The sequence below is a fragment of the Streptomyces sp. NBC_00016 genome (assembly GCF_045040885.1).
Classification (GTDB): domain Bacteria; phylum Actinomycetota; class Actinomycetes; order Streptomycetales; family Streptomycetaceae; genus Streptomyces; species Streptomyces coriariae.
The window spans coordinates 4,791,577-4,811,215 of record NZ_CP108304.1; the positions used below are offsets into that span (position 1 = coordinate 4,791,577).

Consider the following 19,639-nt stretch of genomic DNA (forward strand, 5'->3'; position numbering starts at 1 on the left):
TCACCTGAAGCAACCTCTCGCGGCCACCAGCCGGAACGAACTACTCAAAATGCCGCATGTCGCACCATGACAACTACAGAGCGTAATATATTGTGACTGTTCCCTACACCTCCTACAAGGAGTGCGCGTGAAAGCTCGCTTTGGCGTGAGGCGGGGAACGGCGCTCGTGGCCGCCCTGCTGGTCGCCGTCATCGCCCTGATCCTCCCGGGATCGGCAGCCGCCCGGACGGACGACGGCCGAGCCCACTCTGACCACTGGGGCGTGATCGCCCGCAACACGATCGGCTCGCCGGTCGCCGAACTCCGCAACGGCCCCTTCGGCCCGTTCGGCGCCACGGGCACTGCCGCCAAGCCCCCGTACGGGCGAGGCAGCCTCGGCATCGAGGTGTTGGGCGCCACCCAGACGGTGACTCCGACAGTGGTCGAGAAGGTCGACTTCGGCAATGAAGTGGACTTCTTCGGGAAGCAGCTGCTGGGGCTGCGCCGAATCGGTTTCCACGTGTTCCAGACGGGCGAGAACGTCGGCTACGGGGGCGCCACGCCGAACATGCCGAACATCAGGTTCGAGATCGACCCGAACGTGACGGGAAGCGACGACTACTCCACGCTGGTGTGGGTGCCGGCCGCGTCCCCGGTGTCGAACGGCTGGAGCCCCTTCCTCGACGCCACGAGGACGGGCTACTGGTACCTCACGGGCGGCGAGACGACCTGCACCCAGGCCGCCCAGTGCACCTTCGCCCAGCTGAGGGCCTCGTTCACCAACGTCAACGCCAAGCCGACGGTCTACACGGTCGCCGTGGGCAAGGGACGCGACTTCATGTGGATCGGCGCGGTCGACGGCCTGCGGCTCAACGACTACGTCTACGACTTCGAACGGGACGGCGTCAAAGTACTCCGCGCGAAGTGACGAACGGTAACGCGGAGAAACAGAAGAAAACATGAGCCGGACCGGGCCGGCCGCCACCAGAAACGGCCGGCCCGCCTCACTCATGCCCCACACGGCCCACTCCCGGAGGGCCATGCCCCACGAGGTCGCCAGAGGGCTTCCCTAGAGGGCTTCCCTAGAGGGCTTCCCTGGAGGGCGTGACGGCCTCGCCCGCCTTACGCACCACCGGCAGGACGCTCCACGGGAAGTTGATCCAGTCGTCGGTCCGCTTCCACACGTACTCGCACTTCACGAGCGACTGCGGCTTCTCGTAGATGACGGCGCTGCGCACCTCGGCGACGGCGCCCAGACAGAAGTCGCGGACGAGCTTGAGCGTCTTGCCCGTGTCGGCGACATCGTCGGTGATCAGGACCTTCTTGTCCGAGAAGTCGATGACGTCGGGGACGGGCGCGAGCATGACGGGCATCTCGAGCGTGGTCCCCACCCCGGTGTAGAACTCGACATTCACCAGGTGGATGTTCTTGCAGTCGAGGGCGTAGGCGAGCCCGCCGGCGACGAACACTCCGCCGCGGGCGATGCTCAGTACGACGTCGGGTACGTAGCCGTCGTCGGCGATGGCCTGCGCGAGGTCACGGACGGCGGTGCCGAACTGCTCGTAGGTCAGGTTCTCCCGCTCCACGCCCACGCCGGTCAGGTCGTCGCCGCTCACACCTGGGTCCGGTGGAAGTTGAGGAAGGACCGGGAGGCCGTCGGCCCGCGCTGGCCCTGGTACCTGGACCCGTACCGCTCGCTGCCGTACGGGGACTCGGCCGGCGAGGTGAGCCGGAACATGCACAGCTGGCCGATCTTCATACCGGGCCAGAGCTTGATCGGCAGGGTGGCGAGGTTGGACAGCTCGAGCGTCACATGCCCGGAGAACCCGGGGTCGATGAACCCGGCGGTGGAGTGGGTGACCAGCCCGAGCCGCCCGAGGGAGGACTTGCCCTCGAGTCGCGAGGCGAGATCGTCGGGAAGCGTGATGACCTCGTAGGTACTCGCGAGCACGAACTCCCCCGGGTGGAGGATGAACGGCTCATCGCCCTCGGGCTCCACGAGCCGGGTCAGGTCGGCCTGCTCGACGGAGGGGTCGATGTGCGGGTACCGGTGGTTCTCGAACACCCGGAACAACCGGTCGAGCCGTACGTCGATGCTCGAAGGCTGCACCATAAATTCGTCGTAGGGATCGATCCGTACTCGCCCGGCGTCGATCTCGGCCCGGATGTCCTTGTCTGAGAGAAGCACGTCCCGAGGATACGCAAAGCGCGCGGAGCGACCACCATCGGACGACTCCGCGCGCCAGACCGGCGGCGCCTCCAGCGCCTCCGGCTCCTGTTGCCGCTACCGCTTCTCGAGCACCACCGGTACGGCACTCCGCAACCGGGTACACCGAGGGCACCGGACGAGTCGCCCGGGACCGAGCCGCTCGGCCTGCTGCATCGGGAACGAAGCGGTGCTGAACACGTGCCCATCGGCACAACGGACGACGGTGCGCTCCATCAAGTCCTAGAGTCCCTTCCCCAAGAGCCCTGTCCGGCTGCTGCCCGCCGGACCACGAAAGCCACATTACGGGACGAACGGGACGACCCTCCAGGCGGCACTCCGACCCCGCCCGACCCCACTTCCACTACCCCACCGTACGCCCCACCGTACGCCCCAACTCCGGCCGCTCGCAGCAGGATCCACCCCCTGAAACGCGCTCGGACCCCATGGCTTCATCGGCCGGGGCCCGGCATGAGGTAGAGTGACGGGGCGTTCCGACACCGGTTCAGACCGGCGTATTACGCGGGTGTAGTTTAGTGGTAGAACATCAGCTTCCCAAGCTGAGAGTGCGAGTTCGATTCTCGTCACCCGCTCCACACCAAACCCCCAGGTCGACGACCCGGGGGTTCTTTGTTGTTCAGCCCGGTGGGCGGGGCAGGCGCACATCCGCACCACAGGGGCTCGGCCAGGGCTTCTCCTGCTGGAGGTGCCCGGCGTCACCCCGCTCGACGGTCCGGCGGGCCGGCCAGGACTTCTCCAAGTCCGAGACAGGGAGTTCGGGCCCCGGACCGGTCTCGTCATCGTCGCCGTAAGGCCCGCCGCTGAAGACGGCGTGTGGACCACGAGCGGACATCGGTTGACCGTGGCCCACCCCACCAGGCTGGCCCACGGACGCCGCCATGGACACCTACAGCGCGGGCGACCGGCTGCCGATGGCGGGCAATCCGACGATCAGCCACGCGGACGTCGCCGACTATGACGGTCGTTATAGAACATGTAGCCTCAGCGCCTATAACGACTGTCATAGGAGGATGTCGTGACGATCATTACCGTGAACACCCCCAAGGGGCGCCTGGGTCTCGAGCAGCGCCGCGAGCTGGCCGAGACACTGACGGACGCGGTGCTGGTGCCCGAGGTGGGGCAGTCGGCCCCTGCCGCCCGCGTCGGGTTCCAGGTGCACTTCGTCGAGCGCGAGCAGGACATGATGGCGATCGGCGGACGGCTGCTCTCGGACGCCGGTCGGGAACTCGACGTGATGGTGATCGACATCGCGGTCATGGACGCCGCCTGGCAGCCGGACGTACGCGCCCAAGCCATCGGGCGCGTCCTGGCCGCACTGGCGGCGGCCTGCGGACTGGAGAGGCCGTCACCGACGTGGTGGGTCAACTTCCGCGTGATAGACGAGGGAAGCTGGGGCTCGTCCGGAGCCGTACTGTCGATCCTGCCGCTTCTCGAGAGCGGAGTATTCACGGCGGAGAGGGTCAAGGCCGTCCGGGCCGCACTCGGTGCCTGACGTCGACTGCGACGCGCTTGCGGGCATGCATCGAACCCGCCGCACGGTCAGTCCTTGATCGCGGCGAGGACGAGTGCCTGCAACTGCTCCGCGGCACGGTCCAGGGGCTGAGTGCTGCGCTTGGCGCGGCACATGGCCACGGTCCCCTCGACGGCCGCGACGACGAGGGTCGCGAGCTGGGCCGCCTGCTCGCGTTCCGCGCCGTGCTCGCGCAGCGAGTCGGCCAGCAGGTTTTCCCAGGCACTGAAGACGTCAGCCGCCGCTACCAGGACAGCGGGCGTCTCGTCAGTGGGTGGCTCCTCGATGGAGACGGCGAGAACCGGGCAGCCCGCCCTGAAGTCACTGTCGACGACGATCTTGCGCCACAGGACGAGGAACGCCCGCAGTCCCGCAACCGGCCCCGCCTCCAGCTCCTTGCGCAGGGCGCGGGAGACCCACTCGCCCGTGTGGCGGACGGCCTCGGTGGCCAACTGCTGCTTGCCTTCCGGGAAGTAGTGGTACGTCGAGCCGAGCGGCGCCCTGGCGTGCTTGGCCATCTCGCGGATGCTCGTCGCGTTCAGACCGCGCCGACTGATCATGTCGGCCGCGCCGGCCACGATCCGCTCGCGCGCCGCCGTGCTGGACTTGGTCACGTACAAGATCCCTTCCGACCCCCTGGCTATAACAGCCGTCATAGTCTAACGTGACCGCCACTTATAACGATCGTCATAGACCTGTGTCGCCGAACGACACGAAGACGAACGACAAAGCGAGGTATGCCATGCCGATGATCCGGCTCACGGCCCCGGCCGCCGCCCTGACCCCACAAGGCCGCCAGAGCATCCAGCGCGACCTCGCGGCGTTGCTGCTGCGCTGGGAGGGCGCACCCGACACGCCGTTCTTCCGGGCCCAGGCTTGGAGCTACCTCGTCGAACTGCCGGAAGGCGCCCAGATCACCGCCGAGGACGACGCGCCGCGCTTCCTGGTGGAGGTCGCCGTCCCGCAAGGAGCCCTGTCCGAACGCCGCAAAGCGGGCCTGGTCGAGGAGGCGACGAAGACCGTCCTGGCCGCAGCCGGCCTCGACCGGGACGACGCCCTGCGGGTGTGGGTGCTCGTGCACGAGCAGCCCGACGGCACGTGGGGCGCCGGCGGCTCCGTCATCCGCTACGCCGACCTGGTGGCACTGGCGAAGGGACAGCGCGCCGATGCGTGAACTGGCCTACGTCGCCCGGCGAACCGTCGAGTGGCGCGAGACACCGGACCCGAGACTCCAGTCCGACGGACAGGCGATCGTTGCACCGGTGGCAGCCACCTCCTGCGACGTCGACTCCTCCATCCTCGCCGGTCACGGCTTCATCGATCCGCCCTTCGCCCTCGGCCACGAGTGCGTCGCCCGGGTCGTCGAAACCGGCGACGCCGTCACCACCGTCGCCCTCGGCGACCTGGTCGTCGTCCCCTGGTCCATCAACTGCGGCACCTGCGAGCGGTGCCTGGCCGGGCTGACCGCGCACTGCACCGCCGTGCCCTACATGGCGATGTACGGCGCACCGATCGGCGGCAGCTGGGGCGGACTCTTCTCCGACCTGGTCCGCGTGCCCTACGCCGACGCCATGCTCGTCCCGCTACCGGCCGGCCTGGACCCGGTCGCCATGGCCTCGGCCAGCGACAACTGGTCCCTGGCCTGGCGCCTGGTCGCCCCCCACCTCAAGGCTCGCCCCGGAGCACGCGTCCTGGTCGTCGCCCGCGGCAGCATCGGGCTGTACGTGTGCGACATCGCCCGCGCCCTCGGTGCCTCCGACGTCCTCCATGCCGACCCCGACCCCGAACACCGCGCCCTGGCTCGCGCTTTCGGGGCCGCCACCGCCGAAGCCCTGGAACCGATCCACCAGGGCTACGACATCGTGGTCGAGGCCACCGGACGCGTCGACCAGCTCGCTCTGGCCGTCAAGTCCCTCAGTCCCGAAGGGATCTGCGAGTCGGCGGGCAACCATTTCCGCCCGGGCGAGCTGCCCCTGCTCGACATGTACCTCACCGGCGTCACCCTGCGCATCGCGCGGGACAACGTCCGTGCCCACATACCCGATGCCCTCGAACTCGCCGCCTCCGGCAAGGTCGCCCCCGAGAAGGTGGTCTCCCACGTCATCGACTGGGAGGACCTGCCGACCGCGCTGCCGGAGAAACACCTCAAGCCCGTCTTCGTCCGGGCCGCTGACTGATCCGCCCGGCCCGCACCCCACGAGTCACCGGCCTTGCGTCCGGCTCGGTACCGGCGGTTCTGACCAGCCGTGTCGGACGGCGTGGGCGCCGAGTTGCATGCGGGTGCGGACTCCGGCCAGGTCCATGGGGTGGCGCAGGCGGCGGTGGTGTTCAACTTGACGGCGGCGATCCGGGGGCTCATCGGCTGGGCCGGGGTACGGCCCCGCCCGACCCGTCATGCGGGTGACGACGGGGACACCTCCGGTGCGGGCGCCGGACCGGGCGGCCGGGTCGTCAGCAACGCCCTTACGACACCCGGCTGTTCGAGAGTGATGCGTCCGGCACCCGTTCCCGCCCGCACCTTCAGGCGTTCGGCCACGGGGCCGGTGACGGCCAGCGGTACGCCCGACACCGTCACGCGCAGGGTGTCCCGCCGTCGCCTCAGCGTGACCCGGGCCGGTCCTCGATCGCCCGCGCCGAGCGCCGCCTCGACGATCCGGTACGCCGACAGGGCCACCGCGGGCGGCAGATCCCGCGCGGCCTCCGGCAGGCCCCGCAGGGTCACGTCCCGCCCGGCCGCGCGCACGGTCCGGCACAGTGTGCCGAGGTCCGCGACGGTGGGCGCCGGAGCCAGTGCGTGCCCGGGATCCTCCGACTCGCCCAGGCTGTGCAGGAGTTCGCGCATGGCGGCGAGTGCCGACCGGGCCTCGGCGGCCACCGCCTCCAGCCGCCCCTGCCGGGCCTGTTCGACCAGTGCCGCCGTGAGGTGCAGGACGGCGTCCCGCAACTTCGCCGCCAGCCGCTGACGTTCGGCGTCCGCGGCCCGTTCCGCGTGCCACAGCGCGCCCGCCAACGCGAAGTCGTCCAGGGCCAGGATCCGCAGCCGTCGGCGCCGCACGGCGAGCCCGGCACCCCACAGGCCGGCGAACACCGCGCCCAGCACCATGGCCAACGGCACGAACATCACCACGGCGGTGGGCCACATCGCCTCCTCGCCCGACAACGCGCCGTCCGCGCCCGCCGTCGCGACCAGGGTCCCGGAGAGCGAGATCGCCGCCGCGCCCCACGCGGGCCAGGTAGGGGCGGCGCCCCGGCCGTAGACCGCCACCGCGTACACCGCCAGCAGCTCCGCGAGCGCTCCGCCGGCGAAGAACACGAACACCCGCGACGGCAGCCCGGCCCCGGCGACCGCCACCGGCCACAGCCACGACGTGGCCAGCACGCCGAGAAGCGCCGGCCACGGGGCACGCCGTCGCCACAGCAGCGGCACCGCGTGAGCGGTCAGCAGCACCGCCCCGACGAGCAGGCCGGGCACCGCGGCGCGCAGGCTCGCGCCTGTCCACTCCTCCGCCGTGACCAGGGCGAACACCAGGGGAAGGAGCGTCGCCGTGCACACCAGCGCGGGATCGGCCAGCCGTTGTTCCCGCAGCACGTCGCGCCGGCCCGCGCCCTCGGGCGGACCCCACGGCCCCGTGACGTCGGGCAGGGTGGCCCGGACCCGCCAGCCACCGCCGGGTGCGGGGCCGGCCGTCAGTTCCCCGCCGACGGCCGCGGCCCGCTCCTTCATCCCCGTGACGCCGCGTCCCGACCCCAGCCCGTCGACGGGGTCGACGGCGTCGACGCCGTCCGGTGCCGAGCCGCGCGGGGGAGCATTGTCGACGCGCAGTTCCAGGACGCCCTCCCCGCGCAGGACGCTGACGTGCGCGGCGGAGCCCGGGGCGTGCCTCAGGGCGTTCGTCAGGGCCTCGCGGACGATCCCGTGCACCGCCTCGGCCGCCGGTCCGGCCAGGTCGTCGGGGAGCACGGCGTCGATCGGTCGCCCCAACCGGCCGAATCCGGCGATGAGTTCCTCGATGCGCGCGGTCATCGGAGGGGGAGCCGGACGGTCGGCGTCGCGCAGCAGACCGACGAGGCGCTGCAGCGCCGTCAGGGTCTCGGTGCCGGTGCGCTCGGCGAACGACAACGCCTCGGCCGTCAGCTCGGGCCTGCTGTCGCCGAGTCTTCGCGCGGCGTCGGCCGTGATGACGACCGAAGTCAGGTGATGGGCGCTCACATCGTGCAGTTCACGGGCCAGCCGCCGCCGTTCGGTGTCGCCCGCCAGCCGCCGGGCCTCCTCCGCGCCGGCCAGCAGGCGGGTCGCGAGCGACCGTCCCCTGAGCCACTGCCGGCGGGCCTCGCCGAGCCCCGCGCAGACGACGTACAGGAGCGCGCCGAGCACCCACTCGGAGGCGAGCGCGGGCCGGACCCCGACATGGACGAGCGACAGGAGCCACTCGACGCCCACGGCCGCGGCGACCGCGCGTACGGTCACGGGCACGGGGCAGCGCACCGCGACCGAATACAGCGCGACCGGCGCACCCACCCCGAAGTAGCCGTCCTGCCAGGCCGTTTGGCCCACCAGGAGAGCGCCGAGGGACCAGGCCAGGGCCCGGACCGGCGCCTGCCGTCGACGGCCCAGCGCGGCCGTCTCCACGACCAGCGCGCCGAGCACGGCGACGAGCGCCGCCGCCCCGGGCACCTCCTCGCCGGCCAGACCGGCTCCGGGCCACAGCCAGGCGATCTGTCCGGTCGCGAGCAGTGCGGGGAGCAGCCAGTTGCGTATCGTCTCCATCTCGGCACGAGCGTAGGGCGGGGTGCGGCGGCACGGTACCGGCCCCGGGGAGGAGGCCGCTCTCTATCCTCCGGCAGAGGCGCCGTTCGTGCCCGCGGCCGATGTGGGGGGCACGGGCCCGCGGGGAGGCTTGTCGCCATGACGCCTCCGCTCGCCGCCCCGGTGCCCGCGCTCCTCCCCGAACTGCTCCCCTATCACCGCATGGCCCGGGTCTCGGCACGTCACCGATGGTGGCGGCCCGTGCTCGGCACCGGGTTCGTGGCCGTGGCGTGCGTGCTGGTGGCCGGACTGCTCTACGCCCTCGTCTCCGTCCTGGGAGCGGCCAGGGGCTACCCCGAAGCCGCCGACGGGACCGTCGAGTTCGGCCCCGTCTCGGGCACCGCCCTCGACCTGCTGGCGATCGCCTCCGCCATACCTGTCGTCCTGCTCGCGGTGCGCTGGGCCGGCCGTCGGCCGGCGGGCACGGTCTCGTCCGTGACGGGCGGACTGCGGTGGCCCTGGCTGGGGCGGTGCGTGCTGGTGGCCCTCCCGGTCCTCGCCGTGACCACGGGGGCCATGCTCCTGCTGCCCACGGACGATGCCGCGCCGTCGCGGTGGGCGGGCTGGGAGGTCTTCGGTCCGGCCCTCGCCATGCTGGTGGTCCTGGTACCGCTGCAGGCGGCCGCCGAGGAGTACGTCTTCCGCGGCTGGCTCACGCAGGCGGTCGGCGCGTTCCTGCGCTCTCCCTGGTGGGCGCTCGTGCCCCAGGCCGTCCTGTTCGCCGCCGCCCACGGCTGGGGCACCCCGTGGGGCTTCGCCGACCTGGCCCTGTACGGAGTGGTCGCGGGCTGGCTCACCGTACGCACCGGCGGGCTGGAGGCGGCCATCGGCCTGCACGCCGTGAACAACCTCCTGGCCTTCGGTGTCTCGGCCGCCGTCGTCGACGGCCTCAAGAGCGACGACACCGCCGCGGACGCTCCGTGGCAGCTCGTGGCCCTCGACCTGGTCGGCATCGCCCTGTACACGGCGGCCGTCCTCTGGCTGGCGCGTCGCCACCCGCCGACCCGCACCGTCCCCGCACCGGCCCCGGTCCCGGTCCCGCCGCCGTGGCCCTTGCCCGGCCCGCACCCCCAGGCCCACGCCGCTCACGTCCCGGTGTCCTGGGCCCCTGTGCCTGGGCCGGTCCCGGTCCATGGGCCTGGGCCGGTCCCGTACGCCGACCGCGCGGACGCGCCGGGTCTGCCCCCGGAGGCTGCTCCCTGCAGGGAGACGTCGCCGTGACCACCACCGTCGCAAAGTCCGATATGTTCCATATATGTGCATGGGCGGTGTCCGGCCGGATACCCGTACGGCATGGCACGGACACTGAAGCCGCACAAGCGGCACGGCGAGCAGACGGCGGACCGTGAGGACGGGACCGGACAGGATCCGGTCGCCGCCGGTCCGGACGAGCAGGTGGAGCGACAGGCCCCCGACAAGCCCACGGACCTGCCCAAACGCTCCTGGGGAGCGGTACTGAAAGGGACCCTGAAGGAGTTCAAGAAGGACGAGCTGGCCGACCGCGCGGCGGCCCTTACCTACTACTCGATCCTGGCGCTGTTCCCCGCGCTGCTGGCGCTGGTGTCGCTGCTGGGGATCGTCGGGCAGTCGGCCACACAGGCGGTCCTGGACAACATCCAGAAACTCGCGCCGGGCGCGGCTCAGGACGTTCTGCGCAGCGCGGTGCAGCAGATGCAGGGCAAGGGCGGGGTCGGCTCGGTCATGGCGATCGTCGGTCTGGTGCTGGCGGTGTGGTCGGCGTCCGGCTATGTCGCCGCGTTCATCCGCAGCGCCAACGCGGTCTACGACATCCCCGAGGGCCGTCCGGTGTGGAAAGTGCTGCCGGTGCGGGTCGGCGTGACCGTCGTACTGATGGTCATGGCGGTGATCAGCGCGCTGATCGTGGTGTTCACCGGCAGTCTGGCCCGGCAGGTCGGCACCACCCTCGGGGTCGGCGACACGGCGCTCACCGTGTGGTCGATCGCCAAGTGGCCGGTGCTGGTGGTCCTGGTCACGGTGATGATCGCGGTCCTGTACTGGGCCACTCCGAACGCACGCGTGCGTGGCTTCCGCTGGGTCACGCCGGGCAGCTTCCTGGCCCTGCTGATCTGGGTGGCGGCGTCCGCCGGGTTCGCGCTGTACGTGGCCAACTTCGGCTCGTACAACAAGACCTACGGCACGCTCGCCGGCGTGATCATCTTCCTGGTGTGGTTGTGGATCACCAACCTGGCCATCCTGCTCGGCCTGGAGTTCGACGCGGAAATGGTCCGCCAACGCGCCGTCGCCGGTGGCCACCCGGCCGACGAGGAGCCGTACGTCCAGCCGCGCGACACCCAGAAGTGGGACGAGGAGGACCGCCGCCGCCTCGGGTCCTGACCCGGCGGCGGCCGGGGCCCAGGGCCGCCGCCGCCCGCATGCGAGGTCAGGACACCGTCCGCTCCCGGAGCGGTTCGAGGGAGATGTGCGGGGACAGGGCGCGGAGGAAGTCCGGCGCGTCGAAGATCGCGCCGGCCGAGGCGACACCCACCGTGCGGGTCCGGCCGGTGAGGATGCGGTGGACCGCCTCCACCGCGAGCGGCGCGCTGACCGCGTAGATGTCCCGGCCGCTCGCCACGGCGCGCCGTTCGGTGTCGCCCGAGCGCACGACGACGTCGACGACGAAGGTCTGGTCGGACCGGCCGTTCCCGTCGGCCGCGGTCGGCGCCGGTGTGTCCGGGGCCGCGAGGTCCGTGGCCGCCTCGGTCGTCATGTGGGTGCGTACGGCGGGGACGGCGAGGTGGCTGGGGAGGGTGACCACGTCGGCCATGGTGAACTCCCCGACGACCTCCCTGGTGCCCATCGGGTCGGGGAACGCCCACTTCAGGAGCGTCGGACGGTCGTCGTGGTACTCCAGTCGCCCGCCGGTGTAGCGGACGCGCCTGCCGCCGCGCCGCTCCCGCGAGACCGTCCCGGCGGTGCGCGTCCCGGGGGTCGGATGCCAACCGCTCAGTCCGTACGCGACGGTCGCCTCGTCGGCCGCCGTCCAGTCGCCCATCGCGGCCGTGGCCAGCAGATCGCCGAGACCTCCGTAGAAGGCCATCGCGGGGACGATCACGGCTCCCGCCGCGCGGGCGCGGTCCGCGAAGTGCGCGAACGTGTCGAGGTTGGCCTCGATCTCGGCCGCCACATCGACGTACGGGATCCCGGCGCGCAGTGCCGCCTCGATCAGCGGAGCGGCGGTCGTGGCGAAGGGCCCCGCGCAGTTGATCACGGCGTCCACGCCGGCCAGGGCACGGTCGAGCGAGGCGGGGTCGTCGACCGACGCCGGCCGGACCTCGAGTCCGGGTGCGGGTTCGGATGCCGCAGCCGCCGCCGCTGCCGCTCGCAGTTTCTCGGCGTCGCGGCCGGAGAGGACCGGAACGAATCCGCGGTCCCGCAGCTGTGCCACCACGAAGCGTCCGGTGTGGCCGTACGCGCCGTACACCGTCACCGTCCGCCCCGACCCCGACTCCGACGCCGTTCCCGATCCGGATGCCGATGCCGATGCTGATACCGATTCCGATGCCGATGCCGATGCCGATGCCATGGTTTTGTCCCCCGTCTTCGAAAGATCCGCGATCCGTGTGATCCGCGTGATCCGCGTGATCCGTTGAGAACATCCTGGCGAAGGCGGGTGTCTCCGTGGGAGTGTCCGGAACGACACGCCCCGTACACTTTCGGACATGGGTACCGTCGCGCTGGCCGTCACCGAGGGGATGCTGCACTTCGAACTGTCCATGGCGTACGAGGTGTTCGGCGCCGCCCCGGTCGGCGTGACCGTCCCCTGGTACGAGGTCGAGGTCTGCGGGTCGGACGCCGTGCGGGTCGGCCGGTTCCGGCTGGAGCCCGACCAGGGGCTCGACCGCCTCCGCCGCCTCCGGCCCGCCGACACGGTGATCGTCCCCGGCTGGGCGGACGTCGACGAGGAGCCGCCCGCCGAACTCGTCGGCGCGGTGCGCGCGGCCCACGAGGCGGGTGCGCGCGTGGCTTCCCTGTGCACGGGCGCGTTCGTGCTGGCCGCCGCCGGGCTGCTGGACGGCAGGCGCGCGACCACGCACTGGGCGCACACCGAGGTCCTGGCCGCCCGCTACCCGCGGCTGGAGGTCGACCCGGACGTGCTCTACGTGGACAACGGCAGCGTGCTCACCTCAGCGGGCAAGGCCGCCGCGATGGATCTGTGCCTGCATCTCGTCCGCCTCGACCACGGCTCGTCCGTCGCCAACGCGGTCGCCCGCCGCCTGGTCGTGCCGCCGCACCGGGCGGGCGGCCAGGCCCAGTTCGTCGCCGCCCCGGTGCCCGCCCGGGACGACCACCCGCTCGCCTCCCTTTTCCCCTGGGCGATCGAACGGCTCGACCGGCCCCTCGGCGTGGAGGACCTGGCCCGCCGGGCGGGGATGAGCTCGCGCACCCTGGGCCGCCACTTCAGGACGGTGACCGGCACCACCCCGCTGCAATGGCTGCTGACCCAACGGATCCGCCGGGCGCAGGAGCTGCTGGAGACCACCGACGACGTCGTCGACGTCATCGCGACGGCCACCGGCATGGGCACCGCCACGACACTGCGCAGGCACTTCAACCGCACGGTCGGCGTGCCTCCGGACACCTACCGCCGGACCTTCCGCTCACGGCCCGACACCGACCCGGCGCAGGCCACACAGGTGCGGGCCACATAGGCGCAGGCCACATCGGTGCGGGCCGCATCGGTGCGGGCGCCCGCGCGAGCCCCGGCGGTCCTCGGGGACGGCGTGGGCGGGGGCGTCAGTCCCGGACGAGCTGGTCGGCCAGGCGGTGCGCCTGGGCCAGCAGCGTTCCGTACGTCACCAGCGCGTCCGGATCGTCGGGCACGGCTCCCGGCAGCCGCCGGCGGAACTCGTCGAGAGTGCGGTGGAGCTCCTCGACCGCCTCGCGCAGTCGCTCCGCCGCACGGTCGTCGGAGCCGCCCGGGGCGAACCGGGTCCGACCGTACAGCCGGACCGCGCGGGCCGTGTGGCGCAGGAAGTCCGCGTAGGCGTGGGTGATGCCGGCGGGCGGCCGGGCCTTCTCCCCGCGCTCCGCGATCTCCCACACGGTCCGGGTCACCCCCACCGTGTGGACGGCGACGTGGTCGAGCACGACCAGCGCGTCGTCGTACGCCTTGCCGCGCGAGGAAGGGAGCCGCGCGCGGCGCCCCCGCGGATTGCCGCGCATGCTCTCCCGGCTCCAGCCGATCGCCGACCGTGCCTGGTCGACGAGCCGGCCCAGCCGCAGGGCCCGCTCGTGCCGGCTCCCGGCCGCCTGCCCGTCCCACTCGCCGTCGGCCAGGCCGTCGGCCACCGCGTCCAGGATCTCCTGCGCCTCACGAGCCGCGTCCTCCAGCGCGGCACGGGCGTCGCGCAGGTACACCGGCGGCCGGATCAGCACGTTGACCGCCACCCCGACCACCGCGCCGAAGACCGCCTCCGCGATGCGGGCGGCCGACGAGACGACACTCACCTGGCCACCGGTCAGCACGAAGAGCGCACCGGTGGCGGCGTAGACACCCTGGCTTCCCAGCCGCTGCCACTGCCCCAGCAGCAGCACCGCCGGAAGGACCAGGGCCATGGCGGCCATCGTGCTGCCCAGCAGCAGCGCCCCGGCCGTCGCCACCGCGGTACCCACCGCGATCGCCGCGAGCTGCTGGAGCCCGTGCGCGACGGACCGGTACACGGTCGCCTCCACCAGCACGACGGCGACCCACGGCGCGACGAACGCCATCGGCGCCTCGAGCCACCAGCCCACGACCGCCCACGCCAGCCAGGCGGCCAGCGCCGCCTTGCCCGCCTGCACCGCCAGGTCCCGCTCCCGGCCCGGCCCCTCCCCCGCCCGCCGCACCGCGGCCACGACGGAGCCGGCCCACCGCCGAACAACCCATGTCGCCCTACGCGTCCACTCCATGTCACAGCGAGTGCCACACCAGGGGCGAGACGCACCCCCCGTTCCGAGGGCCCAGCCGGGGTCACCGGGCCGGATGGCCGGGTCACCGGGCCGGATGCGTGCCCGACAGGAAGGAATACGCACACATGAGGGCGCAATGTCGCGTATCACCGCGTCCTGCGGGCACTCGGCCGCCATGAACGCCGAGACAGGAACCCAGGGCTCCTACTGGCTGGAGACCGCGCCGCCCGGCGCCCCGGCTCCCCCGCCCTCCGGTGACCTCACCGTCGACGTCGCCGTGATCGGCGCCGGCATCGCCGGGCTCAGCACGGCCTGGGAGCTGGTCCGGCAGGGACGCGAGGTGGCGGTGCTGGAGGCCGACCGGATCGCCGCCGGGGTCACCGGCCACACGACGGCCAAGCTGACCGCCCAGCACACCCTGATCTACGACCATCTGCGGCGCACCCGCGGCCCCGAGGGCGCCGCCCTGTACGCGCGCTCGCAGACCGAGGCGATCGGGCACGCCGCCGAGATCGTCGCGGAACTCGGCGTCGACTGCGCGTGGGAGGAGGCGGCGGCCTTCACCTACGCCGAGGATCCCCGGCACGTCGCCGAGCTGCGGGCGGAGGCCGAAGCCGCACGCGAGGCGGGGCTGCCCGCCGAGTTCGTGACCGAGACCGAGCTGCCCTTCGCGGTCGCCGGCGCGGTCCGGGTGAGCGGACAGGCCCAGTTCCATCCCCGCAAGTACCTGCTGGCCCTCACCGACGACCTGCTCCGGCGGGGCGGCACGGTGTACGAGGGAACACGGGTCGTCGGCCTCACCGAGGGCGAACCCTGCGTGCTGCGCACCGACGCCGGTGTGTCGATCCGCGCCCGCGAGGTCGTGGTCGCCACGCACCACCCCGTCTTCGACCGGGCCCTGCTGTTCACCCGGCTCAGCCCACGCCGTGAGCTCGTCGTCGCCGCGACCATCGACGAGGACCGCGCCCCGCGCGACATGTACATCACGCCGGAACGGGCCACCCGCTCCGTGCGCACCGCCCCGTACCGCGACGGCAAGCGCCTGCTGATCGTCACCGGGGAGCACTTCACCCCCGGCACCGCCGACGCCGAGGAGAGGTTCGCCCGGCTGTCCGCCTGGGCCGACGACCGCTTCGCCGGTCTCACCTTCACCCACCGCTGGGCCACCCAGGACAACGACTCCACCGACTCCGTACCGCTGGTCGGACCGCTCCACCCCGGCAGCCGGCACACCTATGTGGCCACCGGCTTCGGCGGCTGGGGCATGAGCGGCGGCATCATGGCGGGCCGTCTGCTCGGCGACCTGATCAACGGCCGCGAGTCCGCCTGGAGCGGCCTCTACGACCCGCGCCGCCTGGCGTCCGTGGTCCGCGAGGGGACCACGTTCCTGAAACACCAGGCCCAGGTGGCCCGGCACTTCATCGGCGACCGGCTGCCGGCCGTGACGGCCCCCGCACCGGACGACATCCCCCGGGGCCACGGCGCCGTGCTGCGCCTGGGCGGACGGCAGTACGCCGTCCACCGGGACGAGAGCGGCGTACTCCAGGCGGTCTCGGCGCGCTGCACCCACCTGGGCTGCATCGTGTCCTTCAACCACGGCGAGCAGGCCTGGGAGTGCCCCTGCCACGGCTCCCGCTTCGCCCCGGACGGACAGATCCTGCAGGGCCCGGCGGTACGCCCGCTGGAGAAGCGCGACCTTCCGGAGTAGGGGCACCCGCGGGACCCAGTCCCCGCGTTCGCCGTCCCCGCGTTCACTTCGAGTTCACCCCCGGTACTAACGCTGTTCAGAGACGCCCCTCATCGGCCTTTCATCTCTTACCTGTTTCTTACAGGGATGTGACTGATGGCCGATGATCTGAAGGGACGTCATGACTGGCTGGTTGAAGCGCCGTCGCTCCGGCGACGGCGGGCCGGGCGGCGACGAGGCCCCCGTGCGGGCCGGGGGATCGCCGCCGCAGTTCGCGGACGACGAGGCGCTGCGGGTGGCCAGCAGACTCCACGCCTTCAACCGGTACGAGCTCAAGTACCTGGTTCCGGTGGAGCAGGCGGCGCAGATCCGGGACGAGCTGGGCGAGCGGATGGACCGCGACCTGCACAGCCCCGTCGGCGGCTACGGCGTGTGGAGCCTCTACTACGACACTCCTCAACTCCGGTTCTACTGGGAGAAGATCGAGGGCCTGAAGTTCCGCCGCAAACTGCGCATCCGCCACTACGGAGACCTGGACGGGGTCACCGACGACTCCCCCGTCTGCGTGGAGATCAAGCAGCGGGTCAACCGGGTCACCCAGAAGCGCCGTATCACCCTGCCCTACGCCACCGCCCGCAGGCTGTGCGACGAGCGGGAGATGATCGAGCACTCGGCGAAGGAGAACGCCTTCGTCGACGAGGTCCTCGAGCTGGTGGTCAGGCTCAACCTCCAGCCCACCGCCATCACCGGCTACCAGCGTGAGGCGCTGGTCGGCCGCGACCAGGACACGGGACTGCGCGTCACCTTCGACCGCCGCATCCGCGGCCGCGACCGGGACTTCCACTTCGGCACGCCGAACGCCGAGAACCGGTTCACCGTCCCGCCGCACCTGTCGGTGATGGAGGTGAAGGTCAACGAGCGCACCCCGTACTGGATCACCGACCTGGCGGCCAGGCGCAACCTGAGCCTCGTCCGGGTCTCCAAGTACGTCCAGAGCATCGAGGCGTTCGGACTGGCCCCCAGGTCCGTCTTCCACGTCCGGGAGGAAGACCTCCCGCAGGCGCCCGCCCTCGTCCCCCTCGTTCCCACGCCCGCGTCCCCCACGACGCGACGCCCCACGGAGGCATCCCACTCGTGAATCTCAACGTTCAGGACCTGAGCGGTACGTTCAGCGTCACCGACATCGTGCTCGCCATGACCCTGTCCTTCGTGCTCTCCGCGATGATCGGCTACGTCTACCGGGCCACGCACAAGAACGTCTCCTACAGCCAGTCCTATGTGCAGACGCTGGTCATCGTCGGCATGATCGTCGCCCTGATCATGCTGGTCGTCGGCTCCAACCTGGCCCGCGCCTTCTCCCTGGTCGGAGCGCTGTCGGTGGTCCGCTTCCGCAACGCGGTCAAGGAGACCAGGGACGTCGGCTTCATCTTCCTGGCGATGGCCGTCGGCATGGCGTGCGGCGCCCGTTTCTACACGCTGGCCGCGGTCGGCGGCACCGTGATCGCCCTGATCATCCTGGCGATGAGCAAGTTCGACTGGTTCGCCCTCAACGTCCAGCGTCAGGTCGTCAAGGTCCAGGTCCCGGCGGGCGAGGACCACACCCACGCGATCCAGGACGTCCTGCTGCGCCACACCGACGAGTTCGAGCTGGTGAGCACGGAGTCGATCCGCGGCGGCACCCTGACCGAGGTGTTCTACACGGTCCGCATCAAGAAGGGCCATGAGCCGGGTGAGCTGGTCGCGGCGCTCCAGGAGCGCGCCATGGGGCAGCGCGTGACCGTGCTGACCGGTTACGACCAGACGGACCTCTGATGACCGCCCCCCGCAAGCGGCTGGCGCACCGCATCCCGCTGCGGCTTCGCCACCACTGGAAGCCGGCCGGCTCCCTCGCCGTGGGGCTCTCGGTTCTGCTGATCTTCTTCGGGGACGTACGCGTCACCCCCTTCGTCACCAGCGCCTCCACGGCGGACGGGGACGAGATCACGGACAACGTCACGGGGGCGGTCGACCTGTTCGACGACTCGCGGACGCACTCGATCCAACTCGAGTACAGCGAGACCGACTTCACGGACATGATGGAGAAGTACCAGGACGAGGGCGAGAAGGAGTACATCAAGGCCGACCTCACCGTCGACGGTGTGTACCTGAACGACGTCGGTATCCGCCTCAAGGGCAACTCCACGCTCCAGAGCCTGCGCGGCAGCGGCACGGGAGGCGGCGGCCAGGGCGGCCCCGCGGGCCAGGACGGCGGCGGGCAGAACGGCGGTCAGCGGCAGACCACCGGGGCGCAGAACGGTGACCAGCAGCAGAACGGCGGTCAGCAGCAGGCTCCGCAGGGCGGCGGCAGGGCCGCAGGTGGGGGTGGTGGCGGTGGCGGGATGACGCAGTTCAGCCTCTCCGCCTCCAAACCCGAGGAACTGCCCTGGCTCATCAGCATCGACGAGTACGTCGAGGGCCGCGCCTACGAGGGTCACCGCGAGCTCTCGCTGCGCCCCGGCGTCGACGAGGCCCTGCCGCTGAACGAGGCCCTGTCGCTGTCGCTGATGAAGAAGTCCGGTCAGACGGCCGAGAAGTTCGCCTTCACCGCGGTGAAGGTCAACAGCCGTCCGGTCGCGACCCGGCTCATGGTCGAGAACCCGAGCAAGGACTACGTCGACGCGGAGCTCGGCAGCACGGGCGTGGCGTACAAGGCCCGGGCGGGCAGCAGCTTCGACTACGTGGGAGACGACCCCACCGACTACGAGGAGTCCTTCAAGCAGCTCAACCTCAAGGGCAGCCAGGACCTCTCGCCGGTGATGAAGCTCCTCAAGTGGGTCAACCAGGCGTCGGACGCGGAGTTCGCCGAGAACCTCGACAGGTACGTCGACGTGGAGTCCTTCTCGGAGTACGTGGCGACACAGAACCTGCTCCTGAACTTCGACGACATGGCCGGACCGGGCAAGAACTACGTGCTCTGGTACGACCTCGGCACCAAGAAGTTCTCCGTCCTCGGCTGGGACTTCAACCTGACCTTCAGCGGCACCGCCACCACCGGGCCCGACGACAGTACGAGCATGGGCGGCGGCGGAGGCGGCGGCGGGATGCCGGGTGCCGCCGCACAGGACGGAGCGGCGGACACACCGTCCGGGACGCCGTCCGCACTGCCGTCCGGGATGCCGCAGGCTCCGGGGAACGGTCAGCAGGACGCTCAGCAGGACGGCCGGCAGGACGCGGACACGGCGGAGGCCGGCGGTCCGGGCGGCGGCATGGGCGGCAACCTCCTCAAGGAGCGGTTCCTGGCGGCGGACGCCTTCGACGGCGCGTATCACGCGGCCTACAAGAAGCTGTACCAGGAGTTCTACGCCTCGGGGTACGCGCTCGACGCCCTCGACTCCCTCGCCGCGCAGGCGAAGCGGGCGGGCGCCGACACCTCCGGAGTCTCCGCCACCGCGAAGTCCCTCGGCGGCACGGTGACCTCACGGACCGAGAGTCTCGCGAAGAACGAGGTCATCACCGGCTGACGGCGGCCCTGTGGCCCCG

At 71.6% G+C, this 19,639-nt stretch carries 18 protein-coding genes and 1 tRNA gene; 13 read left to right on the forward strand and 6 right to left on the reverse strand.

The features are described 5' to 3' along the window. Nucleotides 1–127: 127 nt before the first annotated feature. Nucleotides 128–907: a hypothetical protein gene (locus tag OG933_RS21155; protein WP_362530610.1), complete on the forward strand. Its 780-nt coding sequence runs from the start codon at nucleotides 128–130 to the stop codon at nucleotides 905–907. A 154-nt stretch (nucleotides 908–1,061) separates the two neighbouring features. Here the strand turns inward: OG933_RS21155 and OG933_RS21160 are convergent, their stop codons facing one another. Together OG933_RS21160 and dcd are read right to left on the reverse strand one after the other, a co-directional pair. After that, nucleotides 1,062–1,595, reverse strand: a complete 534-nt coding sequence (locus OG933_RS21160; RefSeq protein ID WP_405628437.1) for a phosphoribosyltransferase — start codon at nucleotides 1,593–1,595, stop codon at nucleotides 1,062–1,064. After that, nucleotides 1,592–2,167 (reverse strand): dCTP deaminase, encoded by a 576-nt coding sequence (gene dcd / locus OG933_RS21165; protein WP_020133056.1) that lies wholly within the window; start codon nucleotides 2,165–2,167, stop codon nucleotides 1,592–1,594. The genes OG933_RS21160 and dcd overlap by 4 nt, the downstream gene beginning before the upstream one ends. A 540-nt stretch (nucleotides 2,168–2,707) precedes the next feature. On the opposite strand from dcd, the gene OG933_RS21170 reads away from it, so the two are divergent. Further along, nucleotides 2,708–2,781 (forward strand) — tRNA-Gly (locus OG933_RS21170). Nucleotides 2,782–3,221: 440 nt separating this feature from the next. Next, entirely contained in the window at nucleotides 3,222–3,698 is a 477-nt protein-coding gene (locus OG933_RS21175) for a tautomerase enzyme (protein WP_362530607.1), read from the forward strand. A 47-nt stretch (nucleotides 3,699–3,745) separates the two neighbouring features. Here OG933_RS21175 and OG933_RS21180 read toward each other — a convergent pair whose 3' ends face one another. Next, a complete protein-coding gene (locus OG933_RS21180; RefSeq protein ID WP_362530604.1) occupies nucleotides 3,746–4,330 on the reverse strand; it encodes a TetR/AcrR family transcriptional regulator in 585 nt (194 codons plus the stop codon). 128 nt (nucleotides 4,331–4,458) lie between these two features. On the opposite strand from OG933_RS21180, the gene OG933_RS21185 reads away from it, so the two are divergent. Both OG933_RS21185 and OG933_RS21190 read left to right on the forward strand, forming a co-directional pair. Further along, complete coding sequence (locus OG933_RS21185; protein WP_362530601.1) at nucleotides 4,459–4,890, forward strand: tautomerase family protein; 432 nt, start codon at nucleotides 4,459–4,461, stop codon at nucleotides 4,888–4,890. Continuing rightward, nucleotides 4,883–5,893 (forward strand): zinc-binding dehydrogenase, encoded by a 1,011-nt coding sequence (locus OG933_RS21190; protein WP_405628439.1) that lies wholly within the window; start codon nucleotides 4,883–4,885, stop codon nucleotides 5,891–5,893. The genes OG933_RS21185 and OG933_RS21190 overlap by 8 nt, the downstream gene beginning before the upstream one ends. Nucleotides 5,894–6,108: 215 nt before the next feature. On the opposite strand, the gene OG933_RS21195 is transcribed toward OG933_RS21190, so the two are convergent. Beyond that, nucleotides 6,109–8,484: a histidine kinase gene (locus tag OG933_RS21195; RefSeq protein ID WP_405628441.1), complete on the reverse strand. Its 2,376-nt coding sequence runs from the start codon at nucleotides 8,482–8,484 to the stop codon at nucleotides 6,109–6,111. Nucleotides 8,485–8,622: 138 nt separating this feature from the next. Here OG933_RS21195 and OG933_RS21200 point away from each other — a divergent pair, with 138 nt between their 5' ends. Both OG933_RS21200 and OG933_RS21205 read left to right on the forward strand, forming a co-directional pair. Then, a complete protein-coding gene (locus OG933_RS21200; protein ID WP_405628442.1) occupies nucleotides 8,623–9,744 on the forward strand; it encodes a CPBP family intramembrane glutamic endopeptidase in 1,122 nt (373 codons plus the stop codon). A 72-nt stretch (nucleotides 9,745–9,816) separates the two neighbouring features. Next, complete coding sequence (locus OG933_RS21205) at nucleotides 9,817–10,878, forward strand: YihY/virulence factor BrkB family protein (RefSeq protein WP_405628443.1); 1,062 nt, start codon at nucleotides 9,817–9,819, stop codon at nucleotides 10,876–10,878. Nucleotides 10,879–10,924: 46 nt separating this feature from the next. On the opposite strand, the gene OG933_RS21210 is transcribed toward OG933_RS21205, so the two are convergent. After that, complete coding sequence (locus tag OG933_RS21210) at nucleotides 10,925–11,965, reverse strand: saccharopine dehydrogenase family protein (protein ID WP_405628444.1); 1,041 nt, start codon at nucleotides 11,963–11,965, stop codon at nucleotides 10,925–10,927. Between OG933_RS21210 and OG933_RS21215 the strand changes: the two genes are divergently transcribed. Both OG933_RS21215 and OG933_RS21220 read left to right on the forward strand, forming a co-directional pair. Next, nucleotides 11,943–12,134, forward strand: a complete 192-nt coding sequence (locus tag OG933_RS21215) for a hypothetical protein (protein WP_405628446.1) — start codon at nucleotides 11,943–11,945, stop codon at nucleotides 12,132–12,134. The two genes, OG933_RS21210 and OG933_RS21215, sit on opposite strands and share 23 nt — an antisense overlap. A 69-nt stretch (nucleotides 12,135–12,203) precedes the next feature. Next, nucleotides 12,204–13,193 (forward strand): helix-turn-helix domain-containing protein, encoded by a 990-nt coding sequence (locus tag OG933_RS21220; RefSeq protein WP_362530587.1) that lies wholly within the window; start codon nucleotides 12,204–12,206, stop codon nucleotides 13,191–13,193. A gap of 85 nt (nucleotides 13,194–13,278) precedes the next feature. Here the strand turns inward: OG933_RS21220 and OG933_RS21225 are convergent, their stop codons facing one another. Further along, nucleotides 13,279–14,433, reverse strand: a complete 1,155-nt coding sequence (locus OG933_RS21225) for an aromatic acid exporter family protein (RefSeq protein WP_405628448.1) — start codon at nucleotides 14,431–14,433, stop codon at nucleotides 13,279–13,281. Nucleotides 14,434–14,608: 175 nt separating this feature from the next. On the opposite strand from OG933_RS21225, the gene OG933_RS21230 reads away from it, so the two are divergent. From OG933_RS21230 to OG933_RS21245, 4 genes are all read left to right on the forward strand, one after another. Continuing rightward, nucleotides 14,609–16,141, forward strand: coding sequence for an FAD-dependent oxidoreductase (locus OG933_RS21230; protein WP_362530645.1), 1,533 nt, complete (start codon nucleotides 14,609–14,611; stop codon nucleotides 16,139–16,141). A 274-nt stretch (nucleotides 16,142–16,415) separates the two neighbouring features. Further along, nucleotides 16,416–17,258: a polyphosphate polymerase domain-containing protein gene (locus tag OG933_RS21235; protein WP_405633459.1), complete on the forward strand. Its 843-nt coding sequence runs from the start codon at nucleotides 16,416–16,418 to the stop codon at nucleotides 17,256–17,258. A 56-nt stretch (nucleotides 17,259–17,314) separates the two neighbouring features. Then, entirely contained in the window at nucleotides 17,315–17,932 is a 618-nt protein-coding gene (locus OG933_RS21240; protein WP_372481728.1) for a DUF4956 domain-containing protein, read from the forward strand. Beyond that, a complete protein-coding gene (locus tag OG933_RS21245; protein ID WP_405628450.1) occupies nucleotides 17,932–19,620 on the forward strand; it encodes a CotH kinase family protein in 1,689 nt (562 codons plus the stop codon). The genes OG933_RS21240 and OG933_RS21245 overlap by 1 nt, the downstream gene beginning before the upstream one ends. The last annotated feature ends 19 nt before the right edge of the window (nucleotides 19,621–19,639 follow it).